Genomic DNA, 18235 nt, shown 5'->3' with positions numbered 1-18235 from the left:
GCCGCCGGAGGGGCTACTCGGCCGCCTGCTTCCTCGCGCTGAACTGGTCGTAGGCCTCGACCGCCTGGGCCGCGTACATGACGCTCGGACCGGCGCCCATATAGACCGCCATCCCCATCGTCTCCATCACCTCGTCGCGTGAGGCGCCCTGCTTGACCGCGGCCTCGGCGTGAAAGGCGACGCAGCCGTCGCAGCGGATCGCGACCGCGATGCCGAGGGCGATCAGCTCTTTGGTCTTCGTGTCGAGCGCCTTCGGCTGCAGCGCCGCCTTGGCCAGCGCCGAAAAGGCCTTCATCGGCTCCGGCGCGCCGGTCCGAAGCTCGCGGATCGCCTGCGAGAGGTCGGTCGTCGTTTTCGGCCAGTCGTGATTCATGATCGGGCTCCTGCCTGGGCGCGGGATCAGCGGAAGGCCTGGCCCGGCTTCACCCCCAGCGCCTTGAAGATCTTGGCCGCGGGGCAGAAGCCGGTGAAGCCGGCCTGCAGCATGTTGGCGCCGACGAAGGCGGTCAGCCAGAACCACAGCGGGCTCACCCACAGCCCGAGGGCGAGGCTCGCCAGCACCATGACGCCGGCGAACGAGAGAACAGCATTGTCGATCTTCATGTCAAAGCTCCTTTGTTACTCAGCAGGTTCTTTCAGCTTGCGGATGTTGAGCGTGTCCAGGAGGAAGCGCTCGTAGAACGGATCGCTCTCGCCGCGGCGGATCTTGCGGAGGAAGTATTTCTCGAAGCCGACCTTGGCGAGATGCACCCAGTCGCCTTTTGCCGACCAGTTGAGGTTCCTGGGCGGGATCTGCGGCTGGGCGACGAACACCACGCCGCCGTCGCCGAAGTCGGCGAGGCAGAAGGCGTTCCAGGTGGCCTGCGACTTCGGCTCGTTCCCACGCAGAAGCGCGCTTATGTTATGCGCCGTCGCGGTCACCATGGATTCGATCATGAAGCCGGTCTTCGGCACGCCGACCGGGACCGGGGTCGGCCCGATCGGCGGGATGGCGACGCAGACGCCGATCGAGAAGATGTTGCGGAAGGTCGGGTTGCGCTGGTGCTTGTCCACCAGGATGAAGCCGCGCGGGTTGGTGAGGCCCTCGACACCGCGCACCGCCGCGACGCCGCGGAAGGCGGGCAGCATCATGGAATAGGCGAACGGCAGCTCGTGGGTCTTCTTGAGCGCGCCGTCCTCGCTGAGTTCCTCGACCATCATCTTGCCTTCGGCGACTGCCTTCACCTTGGCATTGGTGACCCATTTGATGTGGCGCTCGCGGAACTCGCTCTCCAGCAGGCCCTTGGTGTCGCCGACCCCGTCCAGGCCGAGATGGCCGATATAGGGCTCCGAGGTCACGAAGGTCATGGGCACGCGGTCGCGCAGCTTCCGCTTCCGGAGCTCGGTCTCCAGGATCAGGATGAACTCATAGGCCGGGCCGAAGCAGGAGGCGCTCTGCACCGCGCCGACCACGATCGGCCCGGGATTGGCCGCCAGCTTGTCGAAGGCGGCCCGGGCATGGACCGCGTGATCGACATGGCAGACGGATTGCGTGAAGCCCTTGGGACCGAGGCCGGGAATCTCGTCGAAGGCGAGATCGGGACCGGTCGCGATAATGAGATAGTCGTAAGCGATGGACTCTCCGTCCATCAGCTCGACGCGGTTCTCCGCCGGATGCACCTTCTTCGCGCCGGTGCCGAGATAGCGGATCTTCTTCTTCGCCATCACCTCCGGCAGCGCGACCTCGATCGATTCCCGGTCGCGCCAGCCGACCGCGACCCAGGGGTTCGAGGGCACGAAGTGATAGGTGTCGCCCTGGCCGATCAGGGTCAGGCGATCCTCCTTCCTGAGCTTCGCATTCATCTCGAAGGCCATCAGCGTCCCGCTGAGGCCGGCCCCGAGCACCACAATCTCCGCCATTGGCATTCCCTCCGGGTTCCCGGCGGCGTCGCGGCCGCCTTTGACTTCTAGCAATGATGGGACGCGCGGATCCTGCGACCCTGCGCGTCGTTGCAGCCGACTGCGTCGATCCTGCGCAAAACCGCGCAGGGTGCATTCGGTGCTTGACTATATATACGTACTATCGTAGATACGTAAATATGAAAGTAGACGTCGAGACGATGCGAAATGCCGCAGGGGCGGCGAGCGAGCTGCTGAAGGCGCTGGCCAACCCGCACCGGCTGATGATCGTCTGCCAGCTGATCGAGGGCCCGCGGTCGGTGGGACAGTTGGCGGAGTTCCTAGGCATCCGCGATTCGACGGTGTCCCAGCACCTGGCGCTGCTCCGCCGCGACGGTCTGCTCTCCGCGACGCGGGACGGGCAGACCATCTGGTACGCGATCAGCAGTCCGGAGGCCAAGGCACTTCTGGAAACGCTGTATCGGCTCTATTGCGCCCCTTCGCCGCTCTGCGCGCCGGAGGGAAAACTGACCCCGAAGACCAACAGGAGCACCCGGAAATGAGCAAGATCCATGACCTCACCCCGGTCGAAGTCGCGGCCCGCATGAAAATCGGCGGCGTCGAGGTGATCGATGTGCGCGAGCCCGGCGAGTATGCCGCCGAGCGCATCCACGGCGCGCTGCTGTTCCCGCTTTCCAGTTTCGACCCGCATGCCTTGCCGAAGAACGTCGATCTCATCTTCCAATGCGGCACCGGCAAGCGCTCCGCCATGGCGGTCGCGCGCTGCCAGGCCGCGGGCCTGAAGCACACCGCGCACCTCGCCGGCGGCCTGCAGGCCTGGAAGGCCGAGGGCCTGCCGACCATCGCCATCGACCCCGCGACCGGCAAGCCGCGGGAGAAATAGAGGCATCCCAATGCGTCCGCTCCACATCGCCGCGCTGACCGCTTTTGCGCTGGGGTTCAGCCTCACCGGCCGCGCCTTCGCCGCGGAGACCTTCACCGTTGCCCCGGTGACCTTGACCGACGAAAAGGCGGTCTTTGCCACGGTCGAGAGCGTCAACGTCGTGCCGGCGCGCGCCCGGATCGGCGGCACCATCGCCGAGCTGACCGTGAAGCAGGGCGACCGCGTGGAGCGCGGCCAGGTGATCGGCAGCGTCGGCGACGAGAAGCTGGTCTTGCAGCTGCGCGCCCTCGATGCGCAGATCGCCGGGCTGAAGGCGCAGCTCGCCCAGGCGCAGATCGACTTCGAGCGGGCGCAGCGAATCTACAAGACGGGAGCGATCCCGAAGCAGCAGCTCGACCAGGCGCAGACCAATGTCGACGTCGCCAGCAACAGCCTGAAGGCACAGACCGGCCAGCGGGCGGTGGTCGAGCAGCAGCTCACCGAAGGCCAGGTGCTGGCGCCTTCCGCCGGGCGCGTGCTGACCGTGCCGGTGACGGCGGGCAGCGTGGTTCTCGCGGGCGAGCCGCTCGCCACCATCGCCGAGCAGGACTTCGTGCTGCGGATCCGCGTGCCGGAGCGCCACGCGCGGTTCCTCAAAGCCGGCGATCCGATCCGGCTCGACGGCGAGGCCGCCGGCCTGGCGCAATCCGACCAGGGGACGATCAGCCTGGTCTATCCCGAGATCGAGGACGGCCGTGTGGTCGCCGACGCGAAGGTGCAGGGCCTCAGCGACTATTTCGTCGGCGAGCGCATCCGCGTCTGGATCTCCGGCGGCGAGCGGAAGAGCTTCGTCGTGCCGGCGAGCTTCATCACCACCCGCTTCGGCACCGATTACGTCAGTCTGCGGCAGCCTGACGGCAAGACCATCGACGTGCCGGTGCAACGTGGCCGCGCGACCGCGTTGCCCGACATGCCCGTGGGCATCGAGATTCTCTCCGGCATCGCCGCGGGTGACGTGCTGGTGCGGCCGTGAAGCTCGGGCTTTCCGGCCTGCTCACCCGGGCCTCGATCCGCTCGCCGCTGACGCCGCTCTTCCTGCTGGCCGCACTGGCGGCGGGCCTGATCGCGCTGCTAACCATCCCACGCGAGGAAGAGCCGCAGATCAGCGTGCCGATGGTCGATATCCTGGTGCAGGCCGACGGGCTCAAGGGTCCCGACGCCGTCGAGCTCGTCACCAAGCCGCTGGAAGAGATCGTCAAGAGCATCAACGGCGTCGAGCACGTCTACAGCCAGACCGTGGACGACCGGGTGATGGTGACCGCGCGCTTCCTGGTCGGCACCAGCGAGGACGACGCAATCCTCAGGGTGCATGAGAAGATCCGCGCCAACTACGACAAGATCCCGAACGGCATCCCCGAGCCGCTCATCGTCGGTCACGGCATCAACGATGTCGCGATCGTCGTGCTGACACTCGCGCCGAAGCCGGAAGCGGCGGCGCGCTGGACCGCCAAGGATCTCTACGAGGTCGCTGACCAGCTCCGCGCCGAGCTGGTCAAGACCGACAATGTCGGCCTCACCTATATCGTCGGCGGCGATGCGCAGCAGATCCGGGTCGAGCCCGATCCGGAGAGACTGGCGCTGTACGGCGTCACCCTGCAGCAGCTTATCGCCAAGGTGCAGGGCGCCAACCGCTCGTTCCTCGCGGGCGGGGTGCGCGAGGCGGGGACCACCTTCTCGGTTGCCGCCGGGCAGACCCTCGGCGGCGTGCCGGATATCGGCCTGCTGCTGGTCACCACCCGCGACGGCCGCCCGGTTTACGTGCGCGATCTTGCCGCCGTGGTGGTGGGGCCGAGCCCGCAAGAACACCGGGTCTGGAACCTCGCGCCCGGCGCCGCGGGAAGCGACTGGGCGCCGGTGCCGGCGGTCAGCCTCGCGATCGCCAAGCGCGCCGGCGCCAATGCGGTCGTGGTGGCACGCGACATCCTCGCCCGCGCCGAGACCCTGCAGGGCCGCCTGATCCCGACCGATCTCAATCTCGAGGTCACGCGCGACTACGGCAAGACCGCCGACGACAAGGCCAACGAGCTGCTGTTCCACCTCGGCCTCGCCACGGTCTCGATCGTGGTGCTGATCGCACTCGCGATCGGCTGGCGGGAAGCGCTGGTGACGCTGATTGTCATCCCGACCACCATCCTGCTGACTTTGTTCGCCGCGAACCTGATGGGCTACACCATCAACCGGGTCAGCCTGTTCGCCCTCATCTTCTCGATCGGCATCCTGGTCGATGACGCGATCGTCGTGGTCGAGAACATCGCCCGGCATTGGGCGATGGGCGACGGCCGCAACCGCCTGCAGGCCGCGATCGAGGCGGTGGCCGAGGTCGGCAACCCGACCATCGTCGCGACGCTGACGGTGATCGCGGCACTGCTGCCGATGCTCTTTGTCTCCGGCCTGATGGGCCCCTATATGGCGCCGATCCCCGCCAACGCCTCGGCCGCCATGCTGTTCTCCTTCGTGGTCGCCATGGTGGTGGCGCCCTGGCTGATGCTGAAGCTGGCGCCGGCGAAGGCCGAGAACGCGGCCGCGGCCAATGCCAAGCACCATCATGCCGTCGGGCGCCTCGGCCGGCTCTATCTCAAGGTGGCGCGGCCGATCGTGCGCTCGCGGGTGACTGCCTGGGCCTTCCTGCTCTCGGTGGGGCTCGCGACCTTGGCGGTCTGCGTGCTGTTCGCCACCAAGGACGTGACGGTGAAGCTGCTGCCCTTCGACAACAAGTCGGAGCTCTCGGTGGTGCTCGACCTGCCGGAAGGCGCCAGCCTGGAGGATGCCGAGCGCCTGCTACTGCAGGCCGCGCGCGTCGTCCAGACCACGCCCGAGGTGCGCTCGATCCAGGCCTATGCCGGGACGGCGGCGCCGTTCAACTTCAACGGCCTGGTGCGGCACAGCTACTTTCGTCGTCTGCCGGAGCTGGGCGAGCTGCAGATCAACCTCGCCGACAAGGCGGAGCGCGCCCGCACCAGCCACGCGATCGCCCTCGACATCCGCAAGCAGCTGCAGGCGCTGAAACTCCCGGCGGGCACCGCGCTCAAGGTAGTCGAGGTGCCGCCGGGACCGCCGGTGCTGGCGACGCTGCTGGCCGAGGTGTATGGGCCCGACGCCGCGACCCGCCGGGCCGTGACGGCGAAGCTCAAAGCGATCTTCGCCTCGGTCCCCTACATCGTCGACATCGACGATTCCGTCGGCGCGGCCCGGCCTCGGCTGCGGATCGCGATCGACCAGGACCAGCTCGAGTTCTACGGAGTCGAGCAGAGCGACGTCTATGACACGATCCGGGCGTTGCTGGGCGGCGTCACGGTCGGCTACTCGCACCGTGGCGAAGGCCGCAACCCGATCGAGATTGCGGTGCGCCTGCCGAAGAGCGCGCTCACCTGGGATGCGCAATTGGCCTCGACCCCGGTTCCCGCCAATGCCCAGCCCGGCAACAAGGCGGTGGTGGAGCTGGGTGACGTGGTGCATGTAACGGAAGAGCAGGGCTCGCCGGCCGTCTTCCGCCGCGACGGCCATTTCGCCGATATGGTGCAGGCCGAGCTCGCTGGCCAGTTTGAAGCGCCGATCTACGGCATGCTCGCGGTCAACCAGCTGGTCGACCAGGCCGACTGGGGTGACCTGCCGAAGCCCACGATCTCGATCCACGGCCAGCCCCTCGATGAATCGAAACCGAGCCTGCTCTGGGACGGCGAATGGGAGATCACCTATGTCACCTTCCGGGACATGGGCGCGGCCTTCGGCGTCGCCATCCTCGGCATCTACATCCTGGTGGTGGCCCAGTTCCGGAGCTTCCGCCTGCCGCTGGTGATCCTGACCCCGATCCCGCTGACCCTGATCGGCATCCTGCTTGGCCACTGGCTGCTGGGCGCCGCCTTCACCGCAACCTCGATGATCGGCTTCATCGCCTTGGCCGGCATCATCGTGCGCAACTCGATCCTGCTGGTCGATTTCATCCGCCATGGGGCGAGCGCGGGCAAGACCCTCCGCGAAGTGATCCTCGAGGCGGGCGCGGTCCGCTTCAAGCCGATCCTGCTGACCGCCTTGGCGGCGATGATCGGCGCCGCGACGATCCTCTTGGACCCGATCTTCCAGGGCCTGGCGATCTCGCTGCTGTTCGGCCTCGCCTCATCGACTTTGCTCACCGTGCTGGTGATCCCGGCGATCTACGTCGTGCTACGCGATGCCGATAAGCCGATGGCGAAGCCAGCCGAACCAGCCTAGCAGGGCAGCAGCACGCGGGTGCCGTGGATCTGGCAGTACCAGAGGTCACCCGGGCGGACGATCACCATATATTGCGCCACCGCCTTGAAGTCGTTGACCAGCCCGGCCTTGGCGTCGGCGCTCAGCCGGTCGCCGATATTCTGCTCCATCGTCGCGGCCAGCTGCGCGATCCGCGGCGCCACCGCGTCGGCATTGCCGCGCTGCGCCGGGTCGCGGGCCAGCGCGATGCCGTTAGGGTCCTGGAGCGCGGCGCGGACCTCGGCGGCCTTGGCCTTGTCCTGGTCTGGCGACGCAGAGGGCGGGGCGATGTTGGTGGTCGCGGAGGCGAGCTCGTTGAAGCCGGCCAGCAGCTCGCCGCTGGGATCGGCCTTCGCCAAGGCCCGATCCAGCTCGCTCAGGCCCTGGGCCAGGACACCCTGCGCGACCAGAACCGCGGCCACCGCCGAAACACCCAGAAACACCCGCTTGCGCATTCTCTCCTCCATCAGGATCGCCGGCCGTTAAGATTTCGACCGCGCTGCAGTTTAGAACACCGAGGCGGGCAATTGGATGCGCGCTATCCGCTCACCCGCACCAGAACCGCGGAAGCATCGTCGCTGCGCTTGTAGCGTGGGAATTGCAGGCCGTTGGGGTCGATGTCGCGCTCGATGCGGCGGATCTCGGCCAGCAGCGGCGCCAGGCCGTTCCGTTCCGCCCGGTCCATCAGGCCTGCGGTCGTGTGCAGCGCGTAATTGTCCAGGATATCCGCGAAGCCGTCGCTGCAGAGCAGGCCGAGCGCCGGCATAGGCGCCTCGGGCATCTCGATCCGGACATGCTCGCCGGCCTCCGGATGGATGCCGAGGGTCCAGACGCCGCCGGCGGTGTTGTGCCTGGCACGCGAGGCGCGCAAGGCGGCCAGCGTCTCCGCGTCGCGAAAGCCCTCGCCCGCGGCATTAAGTCCGCCCATGCGGTTCAGCGCCATCCGCGCGCCGCTCTGCTCACCCGAACGGCCGGCGCGCAGACCGCTGTAGCGGGTGAGCGACCCGGCGCCGTCGCGCAGGAACAAGGTGCAATCGCCCAGGCCCGCGATCTCCAGCCCGGCTTCGGTCAGGCGCAGCGATTGGAAGCTGGCGCTCGGGTGTCGATAGCGCTCGACGTCCGGCGCGGCGCTGGCGAAGAACTGCGCCCGCGCCGCGGCGCTGAGGTCGCGCACGATCTCGCGCAGCGATCGATCCGGCGCGAGCCCGGCCGCCATGCGCTCGCGCGCCCATTCGGCGATCCAGGCGGCGTCGCTGGCGGGCGGTGCGACCACCGGGTCGCCGAGGCTGGTCGCGCCGTCGATCACGAAGGCGGCACTCGCATTCCAGCCGATGCGGTCTTCGTTCTCGCCGCCGGGCTTGGCCGGATCGCTCAGCGAGTCGAGGACTTCGAGCCGCACCGAACTAGCGCGTCAGCTTCCCGGCGACCTTGCGGTTGCGCATCAGGCAGATCATGTCCACGGCGATATGGGCCGCGGCCAGAGCGGTGATCTCGGCATGGTCGAAGGGCGGCGAGACCTCGACCACGTCCATGCCGCAGATGTCGATCTCGCCGAAGCCGCGCAGGATCGCCAGCGCCTGGGCGCTGGAGAGGCCGCCCGAGACCGGCGTGCCGGTGCCGGGCGCGAAGGCGGGGTCCAGACAGTCGATGTCGAAGGTGAGATAAGCGGTGTGATCGCCGACCACGCGCATGACCTCCTCGACCACCGCCTTGGTGCCATGGTCATGCACCCATTGCGCGTCGAGGATGCGGATCCCCATATAGTCGTCGTTCCAGGTGCGGATGCCGATCTGCACCGAGCGCTTGGGGTCGATCAGCCCGTCCTTCACCGCCTTGTAGAACATGGTGCCGTGGTTAAGCGTGCCCGGCGTGTCGTCGGCCCAGGTGTCGCAATGGGCGTCGAAATGGATGAGCGAGAGCGGCTTGCCGAATTTCTCGACATGCGCCGTCAAGAGCGGATAGGTGATGAAATGGTCGCCGCCGAGCGTCAGCATCCGCGCGCCGCTGGCCAGGATCTTGCGCGCATGGTTGGTGATGGCGTCCTGGATGGTCAGCGGGTTGTGCACGTCGAGGAAGCAGTCGCCGTAATCGCTGACCGCGAGATCCTGGAACGGATCGAAGCCCCAGGGATAGGGAAACAGCGAGGCGACCTCGGCTGATGCTGCGCGGATGCCGTTCGGCCCGAGCCTGGCGCCCGGCCGGTCGGTGACCGCGAGATCGAAAGGCACCCCGCTCACCACCAGGTCGGCGCCGGCGAGGTCTTTGGTGAAGGTGCGGCGCATGAAGGAGAGAATGCCGCCGAAGGTCATCTCGTAATTGGAGCCCAGCAGGCCCTTGCGCTGGATCGCGCCATCGCCTTGGAAATCGTTGCTCATGATCCTCGATCCGCAGCTGTTGATCCGCCAGTTGATCCGTTGGGTGGGCAGCCCGGAATATCCGGGACGATCGAGGCCGGATGCTATAGTTTTGCGCAGGCTTTTGCCACGGAATAGACGGAACCATGCAACGCCGCAGCCGCATCGCGGGCAGTATCCTGATCGCCCTGCTGATCCTGGTCGGCAGTGCATTTGCGACCATGCAGCTGTTGGCGCCGCCGGTGATTGCCGAGTTTGTCGACTTTACCGAACTGAAGCGCAGTGGCAGCGATGCGCTCGCTTGCGCGCCGGGGCTCTGTTCCACCAGGGTCGATCTCATGCTGGCGCCGCTGCCGCTCTCCGCCGCCGAGGTGGTCGCCCGGATCAAGGCGCTGCCGCGCCTCGAGCCGCGCACGGAAATCGTCGCCGCGGACGAGGCCAGTCTCCGCTACGTGCTGGTGCAGCGCTCGGCTTTGTTCAACGTCCCGGATATGATCAACATCGCGCTGCAGCCGCTCGATGCCAGCCACACGGCGCTGGTCCTCTACAGCCGCGCGGCGCAAGGTCCGGCCGACCTCCAGATGAAACGGCTGCAGCGCTGGCTCGACCTGCTGGGCGTCGCCGCCGTTGGTTAGGCTGATAGATTTGACGGAGTGGGACGCCACGTCTCATCCCCTGGCATTTCGGCCGGATTCTATCACCAGTTGTTAACAAAGTTGGCAGAGACTCCGGATCCGAGCCATCTTGAGGCCCCAACACCCGAGTAAACGACGTCGAGCCATGGCCGACCGTCCCTACCGCGATTTCGAACGCGCCGATCAAGCCCAGACCGACAAGGCGCGGCTGCTGTTCGAGTATTGGCTGCGGCTGAAGCGCAACGGCCGGCCCGGTCCCCGCACCGCCTTCGATCCCACCGAGGTGCCGGCGCTGCTCTCCTCGCTGCTGCTGGGCGACATCGAGGCCGATCCTTTTCGCGTCTTCTTCCGGCTGGTCGGCACCAAGGTCGCCGCCTTCTCGCGGCTCGATTTCTCCGGCCGCTATCTCGACGCCTTGGACTACAAGGGCCGCGATTCGATCGAATGGCTGGAATGCTATCGCACCCTCCACGCGACCCAGATCGGCATCATCGGCGTCAACCGGGTCACCTGGCCGGATGAAGCGCCGATGGAATACGAGTTCGCGCTGCTGCCGCTGGAGCGCGACGGCGATCCCGCCGGCAGCTTCATCGCGATCGAAGTCTACGACCAGCTCGATCCGCACCTGATCGAGGAGATGCCCGAAGTGCGGGTATTCCCCAACGGCTGAGTTCTATTCCGGCCGCGCGTCGGGCTCCGCCACGCGCTCCAGCAGATCGCGGGCGAAGGATTCGCACCCGCGCTCGAACTCGCGGAGCCCCGCGAGGCCGACGATGTCGTGGAAGGCCGAGAAGCTCGACATCTCCTTCTGCAGGCTGCTCGACTCGCCGGTCGATTTGAGCACGCCGTAGAACCTGGCCAGCGCATGGGCGATCACATAGGTCGCGGCGACCGGAAAGGCGACCACGGCATAGCCGATCTCCTGCAGCGCCTCGGCCGAGAGCAGCGGTGTCTTGCCGCCCTCGACATTGTTGGCCATGCAGGGCGCCGGCACCTCGGAGCAGACCCGCGACATCTCATCGACCGTCAGCGGCGCCTCGACGAATATGAGATCGGCGCCGGCCGCGCGGTAGATCTGCGCCCGCTCGATCGCGGCTTCCAGTCCCTCGGTGGCGCGGGCATCGGTGCGGGCCATGATGACCAGGTCCGGGTCGGTCCGCGCGTCGAGCGCGGCTTTCAGCTTCGCCACCATCTCCGCGACCGGGATGACCCGCTTCCCATCCATGTGGCCGCAGCGTTTCGGCGCCACTTGGTCCTCGATGAACAGTGCCGCGACTCCGGCGCGCTCGAAGGCGCGCACGGTCCGGGCGACATTGATCGCATTGCCATAACCGGTATCGGCATCGGCCAGGATCGGCAGCTTGGTCGCATCGGCCAGCCGGGCGTACATGTCGGCCATCTCGGTCATGGAAAGCTGGGCGATGTCCGGCGCCCCCAGGAGGCTCGCCGTGGCCGCATAGCCGCCGCAGGTCACGGCCGAAAAGCCGGCGGCCTCGGCCAGCCGGGCGGAGAGCGCGTCGTGGACGCCCGGCAGGACCAGAATCTCGTCGGCTTCAACCAGTTGCCGGAACAGGGTGGTGCGGCGCATCGGGGACCTCGCCCAGCATGAAAGAAGGGGGCTGTTTTTAACCGATACCCCAAGGCGTTCCGCGATGGAACGTCTTCGGGTTTGGTCCGTTAATGTATCGCGCCCGGGGTTGGGGGTGGGGCTTGGTGTGACGAAGGGCTTAGTTGCTTTGCGCAGCGAAATCCTGTTGAATTGTGGTATCGCTTGGCTCTCGGTCCCCACCCGGCGAGGTCATTTGGGGAACATCCATAAAAGAGGCACAAAAATGCTGAAATCGAGCTTTATCGCCCTGTCCGCTGCCGGAATGCTGACCGGCATCACCCTTGGCATGAGCGGTACCGCGTCGGCCCAAGACATGGCGGCCACCTGGACCAAGTATCAGGAAGCCGTGCGCGTCGCGGAGCTCTGCCGTTATATGAAGCATGATGCTTCGCAGTGGGCGAAGATGGGCCCCTACATCGACGCCAAGGTCAACCACGAGATCGGCGGCGGCCAGCGCCTGACCCTGATCGAAGAGGCCAAGAGCGGCGCCTGGAAGGCGGCCCGGGTCGAGGGCTGCGAGAGCGAAGGCACCAAGACCCTGCTGTCGCTCTATGACGCGGAGCTCGCGCCGCTGGCGCAGTAGTCGCTTTTCGCGACGCCGGATTGAATTGGTTTGAGCGCCGGTCCCGGCAACGGGACCGGCGCTGCCTTTTGGGGAGCAGCATGCGGCTCTTTGCCCGCGCCGGACTCGGCATCCTGTCCATGATCTCGCCGGCCGCGGCGGCGTCGATGACCAACGACATGGACCTGGTCTATGGCCGTTACCAGATGGCGATCTACGCCGCCCAGCTCTGCCGCGGTGCCCCGGACGACGACGCGGCCTGGCGCAAATGGTCCAGCTTTCTCGACGCCCAGACCAACCACGAGCTCGGCGCCGGCGAGCGCCTCTCCCTGATCGAAGGCGTGAAGCGCGACGTCATCTACCTGGTGCGCCGCCAGGGCTGCGACAGCCCCTCGGTCCAGGACCTGCTCGCGCTCTACGATAGCGAACTGGGGCCACTGCTGAAGAAGTAGGCCGGGCTATTCGTCCCAGCGGACCGGCACTTCGACAAAGAGTGTGTCATTCCAGGCATCGACGGTCGCAGCGACGTGCTTGCCGTCGGCGTCATATCTAACGTCCAGCCCGGACAGATGGTAGTTGACGCCCGGTCCGAACTTCAGGCTGGCAAGTTGCAGGCCCTTCGCCCCGGTTTCGCCATAGCCCATGGGGAGGACAACCGCCCCGATGGCCAGAGCAAAGGCAATGCCACCGATGAAAGCCCATCGCGTCGGAATTGCGCTGAACGAACCGGTCGCAGCGTCTGTGATCCCGGGCACTCGGCTGAGCTCCCGCACCGCCCAGGCGATGATCGCAGCAAGGAGAGTCGCGTAGGCGAGGCTGCCGATCGTTTGTTCTGTGTCGAGACGAAACCGAGCCCACAGCAGTGCCATCGGCTGATTGAAAACCCAATAGACAGCCAGGGCTCCAGCGCCACCGAGGGAGAAGGCGCCAAGACGGCGCGTCCAATTGGCGACGGTCAGACTGCCGCGGAGAATCGCGATCGCGGCGACCAGGAGGGACACGTCGGTCGAGAAATCATAATGATGCGTATTCCGCCCGGACCATATCGTCCAGGCGAACGAGGCCAAGGATGTCGCGAGCAGGATCAATCCGACCCGGCGCAGGATGGGCTTTTCCATGCCTGCAACTTAAGCGTTCAGTCAGGATATTTAAAGGCTACCGCCCCTCGCGCTTCCAGGCCAGCAGCACCGCGCCCAGCGACAGCACCAGCGCCGCCCAGGCCGGAATCAGCGGCGACTGGTCGATGCCGGTCACCACATAATCCTGGTTCTGCTTCAGCCCGAACCAGCCGCGGCCCGCCCGCTCGGACTTGGCCGAGACCTGGCGCAGGGTCGGCCAGCCGGCTTCCTCGTAGATCTGCACGCCGCCGCCGGTCGCCGAGATGAGCTGCGCCATTGGCTCGGCGCTGGCGCGCGGGTCGCGGTATTCCAGCGAGTTCAAGGCGCCCGAAGCGGCGAACGCCTCCTTCTGTCCGTCGGTCACGCGGTAGAGGCCCTGGTCCGGCGCCGGCATTTCGGCGGTGGCCTTGCCATGGCCGATATCGCCGAGCTTCAGCTTGGTCACCTTGCCGTCCGGCGCGGTCGCGTCCACCGTCGCCGGCTGCGCGCCCAGGCTGCGGCGCTGCACCTCGAGCTTGCCGTCGATCACCGTGGCGCGGAGATCCTCTTCCTCCAGATCCGGCTCCTGCATCAGCCAGTGGCCGATGCGGCGGATCAGTTCCGCCTGCGGCCCGCCGCCCTCGAAGCCTTTGGACCAGAGCCAGAGCTGGTCGGAGAAGAGCTCGGCGACCCGGCCCTTGCCGATCCGGTCCAGCACCAGCAGCGGCAATCCATCGGCGCCGTTCATCAGCGTGTTGCCGCCGCGGGTGGTGGCCACGATCTGGCGGAACCAGCGACCCCATTTCTCCTGGTCGGCATCGTTCTTGACGAGATCCGCCGTGACGGGATGGCGCTTGCCGAGCTCGGTCAGGCTCGGCTTGTAGCCGCGGGTGATGACGTCGCCGGTCGGTGCCGCGGAGAAGATCTCCTGCAGCGGCGTCCGGTAAAGGCTGAACTGGCCGGCCGAGCTGGGGCCGGCGGATTCCAGCACCGCGCCGCCGTTCTTCACATAATCGACGATGTGGAAGAAATACTCCTCCGGCAGGATCCCGAGATGCTGGAAGCGGTCGAAGATGATCAGGTCGAACTGCTTCAGCTTGGTGTCGAACAGCTCGTCGATCGGGAAGGAGATCAGCGCCAGCTCGTTGATCGGCGTCGCGTCCTGCTTGTTGGGCGGCCGCAGGATGGTGAAGTGGATGAGATCGACCGAAGGATCCGACTTCAGCAAATTGCGCCAGACCCGCTCGCCGGGATAGGGCTCGCCGGAGATCAGCAGCACTTTCAGGCGATCGCGCACGCCGTTGACCGAGAGCACGGCGGTGTTGTTGATCTTGGTGATCTCCTCGGTCCCGTCCTCGGCGGTGATCTCGAACACCGTCTGGCCGCCATGCTCGAGCGGGAGCTGCAGGGTCTGCTCCTGGCCGACCGGCACCGAGACCGGCGGCAGCGCCTGGCCGTCGCGCCGGATCGTGACCTCCGCCGTGCCGCCGCTGTCGCTGCCGAGATCGTCGACCTTGAACTTCATCTCGACCGGCTTGCCGACCAGGCCGAAGCTCGGCGCCTCGGTCAGCATCAGGCGGCGGTCGCCCTGTTTCGGATTGCCGGTCATCAAGAGATGGATCGGCGCGTCGAAGCCGAGCGCACTCTTGGCGCCCCCCTGGCCATTGGCATCGTTGGCGGCAATCGCCGGCAGGTCATGCACCTGGCCGTCGCTGATGGTGATGACGCCGGCCAGGCGCCGCAGCGGCACGTCGGCGAGGCCGCGCTGCAGCACCCCCATCAGCTCGGTGCCCTTCTCGGCGGTGTCCGGGCCGCTGCCGCCCTCGATTACCCGCACCTCGAGATTGGGCAGCAGTGCCAGCTGGCGCTTCACCTCGGCCAGCGCGTCGTTGGTCTCGCGGGCCCGGTTGCCGAGATTCTGGCTGGGCGAGCGATCGACCAGCACCACCGCGATATCCTTCTGGTAATTGCGCTGCTCCTCGACCAGCGAGGGATCGAGCAAGGCGAACACCAGCAGCAGCCCGGCGACCACGCGCCAGGTGGTGCCGCGCGCCTGCCGGGCCAGCGCGAACAGGATCAGCCCGCCATAGAGAACACCCAGCGCGATCAAGAGCGCCCAGGGCAGGATCGGGTTCAGCGCGATCGAATAGGCGCCGATGGTGATCAATCCGTTCATTGGCCTAACCGCTCGAGAATCGCCGGCACGTGGACCTGGTCCGACTTGTAGTTGCCGGTCATCGCGTACATCACGATGTTGACGCCGAAGCGATAGGCCATCTCGCGCTGCCGTTCGCCGCCGGGCGTCACCGCATAGAGCGCCTGGCCGTAATCATCCACCGCCCAGGCGCTGGCGTAATCGTTGCTGCCGACCACCACGGTGGAAACGCCGTCGTTGATCCGGCTGTTGGCCGATTCGACCCAGAGCGAGCCGCCGATCCAGCGGCCGGGGAAATCCTTCAACAGATAGAAGGCGCGGGTCAGCACATGGTCGGCCGGCACCGGGACCAGCGGCGGGATGTCCATGCCCTGGGTCAACTCCTGCAGGCGCATGGCGCCCGGCCCGACGCTGCCGCCCAGGCCCGAGACATTCTGGTCGGCGGTGTCGAAGAAGATCAGGCCGCCGCCCGCGAGATACTTGTTCAGCCGGTCGATCGCGGCGGCTGAGGGCTGGCGCTGGCTGCCGCTGATCGGCCAGTAGAGCATCGGATAGAAGGTGAGGTCGTCGGTCTCGAGATCGACGCCGACCGGATCGCCGACGTCGGCCGAGGTCCGCTGCAACAGCACCTCGGTCAAGCCCTTCAACCCGGCGCGGCTGGTGGCATCGACCTCGGGCGCGCCGGTGCGCACATAGGCGAGATGCGCGGCGTCGGTCGCCGCGATGATCTGCTCGTCGCTCTCTTTCGACTGCGCCCGGGCGTCCGGCGACGCGGCGAGCATCACCGCGAGCAGCACGACGGCGGCGCCGGCGGCGCCGCGCACCGTCGGCCGGATCAGCAGCCCGCGCAAGGCCAGCGCGATCAGCAGGTCGCCGATCAGCAGCAGGAAGGCGGCGGCCAGCAGCCAGGGCTTGAAGTCGATGCTATGCGCGCGGGTCAGCGGCTGCGCGGCGAGACCGAGCGGCTTGAGCGCCTTCACCGATCCGCTCAAGTTGAGTGCCAGCCGCGCCTTGCTCTCGCCGTAGAAGCCCGGCGGATGCTGCGGCCCGATCTTGGAATCGTTGAGGTCCTTGCCGGAGATCGGCAGCACACCCGCCGGCACGCCGGCGAGACGCCCGAAGCCGTCGAGCATGGCGACCGGCGGCAGCGGCTTCTGCGCATCGACATCGGCGGCGGGGGCGCCGGCGGCGAGATCGATCAGCCGCTCCAGCATCTGCACGAAGAGGCCCGAGAGCGCCAGGTCCGACCATTCCGCGTTGGCGCTGACATGGAAGAGGACGAGATAGCCCTGGCCGGTCTTGGCGCCGGTGACGAGCGGCGTGCCGTCGGCGAGCCGGGCCCAGGTCTTGGAGCCGAGATCGATCGCCGGCTCGGCCAGCACTTGGCGCTGCACGTGGATGTCCTTCGGCACGGCGAGGCCGGCGAAGGGCGAGCTCGACGGGAAGTTATCGAGCGTGGTCGGCTGCGACCAGGAGAGCGCGCCGCCGAGGATGCGGTCGCCCTGGCGCAGCCGCGCCGGGACCAAGGTGTCGTCCGGCGTCGACGAGAGCCGCTCTCCCGCGAAGCGTACCAGCATGCCGCCGCGCTCGACCCATTTCTGCAGGCTGGCGCGGTTCTCCGGCGAGAGCGCGGTCTGGTCAGGCAGGATGATCATCGAGATCGGCTGCGCGGTCAGTGTGGCGAGATCGCCGACCCGGACCTCGTTGTTCGGGGCAAGCGCGCGCTGAAGGTAATAGAGCTCGCCCAGCAGCGGCTGGCTGCCGAGCGTCGCGTTGTCGGTGACGACGCCGATCGGCTTGCGTCCGCCGGCATCGTCCAGCAGCGCGACCGAACCCGCCGACTGCCCGCCTTCCAAGGTCAGCTGGCTGGCGCGGCTCCGGAGCTCGATCGGCAGGTCGACATTCGCGGTGGCGACGAGATCGGCCGGTTTGAAGTCCACCGTCACCAGACCGAGGCTGTGGTTCTCGCGGTCGAGCACCCGCACGTTGACCCGCTGCGGGGCACCGGCGACCGTGCGCGCGGCGCGGAGCGTGATACCCTGCGGCCGCAGCTCGGGTTCCTGCAGCAGGATCGGCACCGCGCCCGGCCCGTCGTTCATCACCTGCACCTGGCCGCGCTGCGCCAACCCGTCCTGCAGCGCGCGGTCGTTCGCCGGATTCGCATCGGCGAGCCCGTCGCTCAGCCAGACGGTGTTGAGGTCCTTGGCGAAATCGGCGGCTTGCAACAGCTCCAGCGCCTTGGCGCGATCGACCGGCCAGGGCGAGGGCTGCAAAGCCGCCAGCTGCGCCGCCGCCTGGTCCGCCGAAAGCAGCGAGATCGGCCGCATCTGGCCGTTGGGCTGCGGTGCGGTGGTGAGCAGGATGACGCCGCGCTTCTCGCGCTCGGCTTCGGCGATGAGCTCCTGGCCGAAGGCCTGGCGCTCGCCCCAGCCCGGGCCCGAGGCCCAGCCGTCATCCAGCACCAGCATGAGCGGGCCGGAACGCGGAAAAGGCTGCGCCGCATTCCAGAGCGGATGCGAGAGACCGACAATCAGCAAGGCCGCGATGGCGAGGCGCAGCAGGATCAGCCACCAGGGCGTCCGGTGCGGCGTCTCTTCCTTCGGCAGTAGCCCGAACAGCAGGCGGATGGCGGGGAAGGGGATGCGCTTCGGCGCCGGCGGCGTCAGGCGCAGCAGCCACCACAGCACCGGCAGCGCGGCCAAGCCCACCAGCAGCCAGGGCGAGACGAAGGCGAGACCGCCCAGACCTAGCATGATTGGAGGCCTAACATGATTG

The 18235-nt window shown here is 67.3% G+C and carries 18 protein-coding genes; 8 read left to right on the top strand and 10 right to left on the bottom strand.

Annotation, left to right across the window (positions count from 1 at the left end; genetic code table 11):
- Positions 1-13 precede the first annotated feature (13 nt).
- From ACH2CY_RS10310 to ACH2CY_RS10300, 3 genes are read right to left on the bottom strand one after another with little or no spacing between them, the layout of a single operon-like run.
- Positions 14-373, bottom strand: a complete 360-nt coding sequence (locus ACH2CY_RS10310) for a carboxymuconolactone decarboxylase family protein (protein ID WP_395018723.1) — start codon at positions 371-373, stop codon at positions 14-16.
- A gap of 26 nt (positions 374-399) precedes the next feature.
- On the bottom strand, positions 400-603 hold the full coding sequence (locus ACH2CY_RS10305) for a DUF2892 domain-containing protein (RefSeq protein WP_395018721.1): 204 nt from the start codon (positions 601-603) through the stop codon (positions 400-402).
- Positions 604-618: 15 nt separating this feature from the next.
- Positions 619-1899 (bottom strand): NAD(P)/FAD-dependent oxidoreductase, encoded by a 1281-nt coding sequence (locus tag ACH2CY_RS10300; protein ID WP_395018719.1) that lies wholly within the window; start codon positions 1897-1899, stop codon positions 619-621.
- A gap of 179 nt (positions 1900-2078) precedes the next feature.
- Between ACH2CY_RS10300 and ACH2CY_RS10295 the strand changes: the two genes are divergently transcribed.
- Genes ACH2CY_RS10295 through ACH2CY_RS10280 form a run of 4 tightly spaced genes read left to right on the top strand, consistent with a single transcriptional unit; the run spans position 2079 to position 7030 of the window.
- Positions 2079-2441 (top strand): ArsR/SmtB family transcription factor, encoded by a 363-nt coding sequence (locus ACH2CY_RS10295; protein WP_395018717.1) that lies wholly within the window; start codon positions 2079-2081, stop codon positions 2439-2441.
- Positions 2438-2782, top strand: coding sequence for a rhodanese-like domain-containing protein (locus tag ACH2CY_RS10290; RefSeq protein ID WP_395018715.1), 345 nt, complete (start codon positions 2438-2440; stop codon positions 2780-2782). The genes ACH2CY_RS10295 and ACH2CY_RS10290 overlap by 4 nt, the downstream gene beginning before the upstream one ends.
- Positions 2783-2792: 10 nt before the next feature.
- Positions 2793-3794 (top strand): efflux RND transporter periplasmic adaptor subunit, encoded by a 1002-nt coding sequence (locus ACH2CY_RS10285; protein WP_395018713.1) that lies wholly within the window; start codon positions 2793-2795, stop codon positions 3792-3794.
- Complete coding sequence (locus ACH2CY_RS10280; RefSeq protein WP_395018712.1) at positions 3791-7030, top strand: efflux RND transporter permease subunit; 3240 nt, start codon at positions 3791-3793, stop codon at positions 7028-7030. Before ACH2CY_RS10285 ends, ACH2CY_RS10280 begins: the two co-directional genes overlap by 4 nt.
- Here ACH2CY_RS10280 and ACH2CY_RS10275 read toward each other — a convergent pair.
- The 3 genes from ACH2CY_RS10275 to speB form a co-directional block, all read right to left on the bottom strand.
- Complete coding sequence (locus tag ACH2CY_RS10275) at positions 7027-7503, bottom strand: hypothetical protein (protein WP_395018710.1); 477 nt, start codon at positions 7501-7503, stop codon at positions 7027-7029. The two genes, ACH2CY_RS10280 and ACH2CY_RS10275, sit on opposite strands and share 4 nt — an antisense overlap.
- 83 nt (positions 7504-7586) lie before the next feature.
- Positions 7587-8447: a protein phosphatase 2C domain-containing protein gene (locus tag ACH2CY_RS10270; protein ID WP_395018708.1), complete on the bottom strand. Its 861-nt coding sequence runs from the start codon at positions 8445-8447 to the stop codon at positions 7587-7589.
- A gap of 4 nt (positions 8448-8451) precedes the next feature.
- Complete coding sequence (gene speB / locus ACH2CY_RS10265; RefSeq protein ID WP_395018707.1) at positions 8452-9423, bottom strand: agmatinase; 972 nt, start codon at positions 9421-9423, stop codon at positions 8452-8454.
- A 125-nt stretch (positions 9424-9548) separates the two neighbouring features.
- Here speB and ACH2CY_RS10260 point away from each other — a divergent pair, with 125 nt between their 5' ends.
- Both ACH2CY_RS10260 and ACH2CY_RS10255 read left to right on the top strand, forming a co-directional pair.
- Entirely contained in the window at positions 9549-10037 is a 489-nt protein-coding gene (locus ACH2CY_RS10260) for a hypothetical protein (RefSeq protein ID WP_395018705.1), read from the top strand.
- 145 nt (positions 10038-10182) lie between these two features.
- Entirely contained in the window at positions 10183-10707 is a 525-nt protein-coding gene (locus ACH2CY_RS10255; protein ID WP_395018703.1) for a PAS domain-containing protein, read from the top strand.
- A 3-nt stretch (positions 10708-10710) separates the two neighbouring features.
- Here ACH2CY_RS10255 and ACH2CY_RS10250 read toward each other — a convergent pair whose 3' ends face one another.
- The gene (locus ACH2CY_RS10250) at positions 10711-11625 is read right to left on the bottom strand and encodes an oxaloacetate decarboxylase (protein WP_395018702.1); all 915 of its coding nucleotides are present in this window, start codon (positions 11623-11625) and stop codon (positions 10711-10713) included.
- Positions 11626-11869: 244 nt separating this feature from the next.
- Between ACH2CY_RS10250 and ACH2CY_RS10245 the strand changes: the two genes are divergently transcribed.
- On the top strand, positions 11870-12229 hold the full coding sequence (locus tag ACH2CY_RS10245; protein ID WP_395018700.1) for a hypothetical protein: 360 nt from the start codon (positions 11870-11872) through the stop codon (positions 12227-12229).
- 80 nt (positions 12230-12309) lie between these two features.
- Complete coding sequence (locus tag ACH2CY_RS10240) at positions 12310-12660, top strand: hypothetical protein (RefSeq protein WP_395018698.1); 351 nt, start codon at positions 12310-12312, stop codon at positions 12658-12660.
- A 6-nt stretch (positions 12661-12666) separates the two neighbouring features.
- Here ACH2CY_RS10240 and ACH2CY_RS10235 read toward each other — a convergent pair whose 3' ends face one another.
- From ACH2CY_RS10235 to ACH2CY_RS10225, 3 genes are read right to left on the bottom strand one after another with little or no spacing between them, the layout of a single operon-like run.
- On the bottom strand, positions 12667-13326 hold the full coding sequence (locus tag ACH2CY_RS10235) for a hypothetical protein (RefSeq protein ID WP_395018696.1): 660 nt from the start codon (positions 13324-13326) through the stop codon (positions 12667-12669).
- 37 nt (positions 13327-13363) lie between these two features.
- Positions 13364-15481, bottom strand: a complete 2118-nt coding sequence (locus ACH2CY_RS10230) for a hypothetical protein (RefSeq protein ID WP_395018695.1) — start codon at positions 15479-15481, stop codon at positions 13364-13366.
- Positions 15478-18213, bottom strand: coding sequence for a DUF4159 domain-containing protein (locus ACH2CY_RS10225; protein WP_395018694.1), 2736 nt, complete (start codon positions 18211-18213; stop codon positions 15478-15480). Before ACH2CY_RS10225 ends, ACH2CY_RS10230 begins: the two co-directional genes overlap by 4 nt.
- Positions 18214-18235: the final 22 nt, after the last annotated feature.

Origin of the sequence: Dongia sp. (assembly GCF_041905885.1) — a bacterium.
GTDB lineage: Bacteria > Pseudomonadota > Alphaproteobacteria > Dongiales > Dongiaceae > Dongia.
The sequence above is the reverse complement of the archived record's forward strand: the minus strand, read 5'-3'. Positions and strand labels throughout refer to the sequence as shown.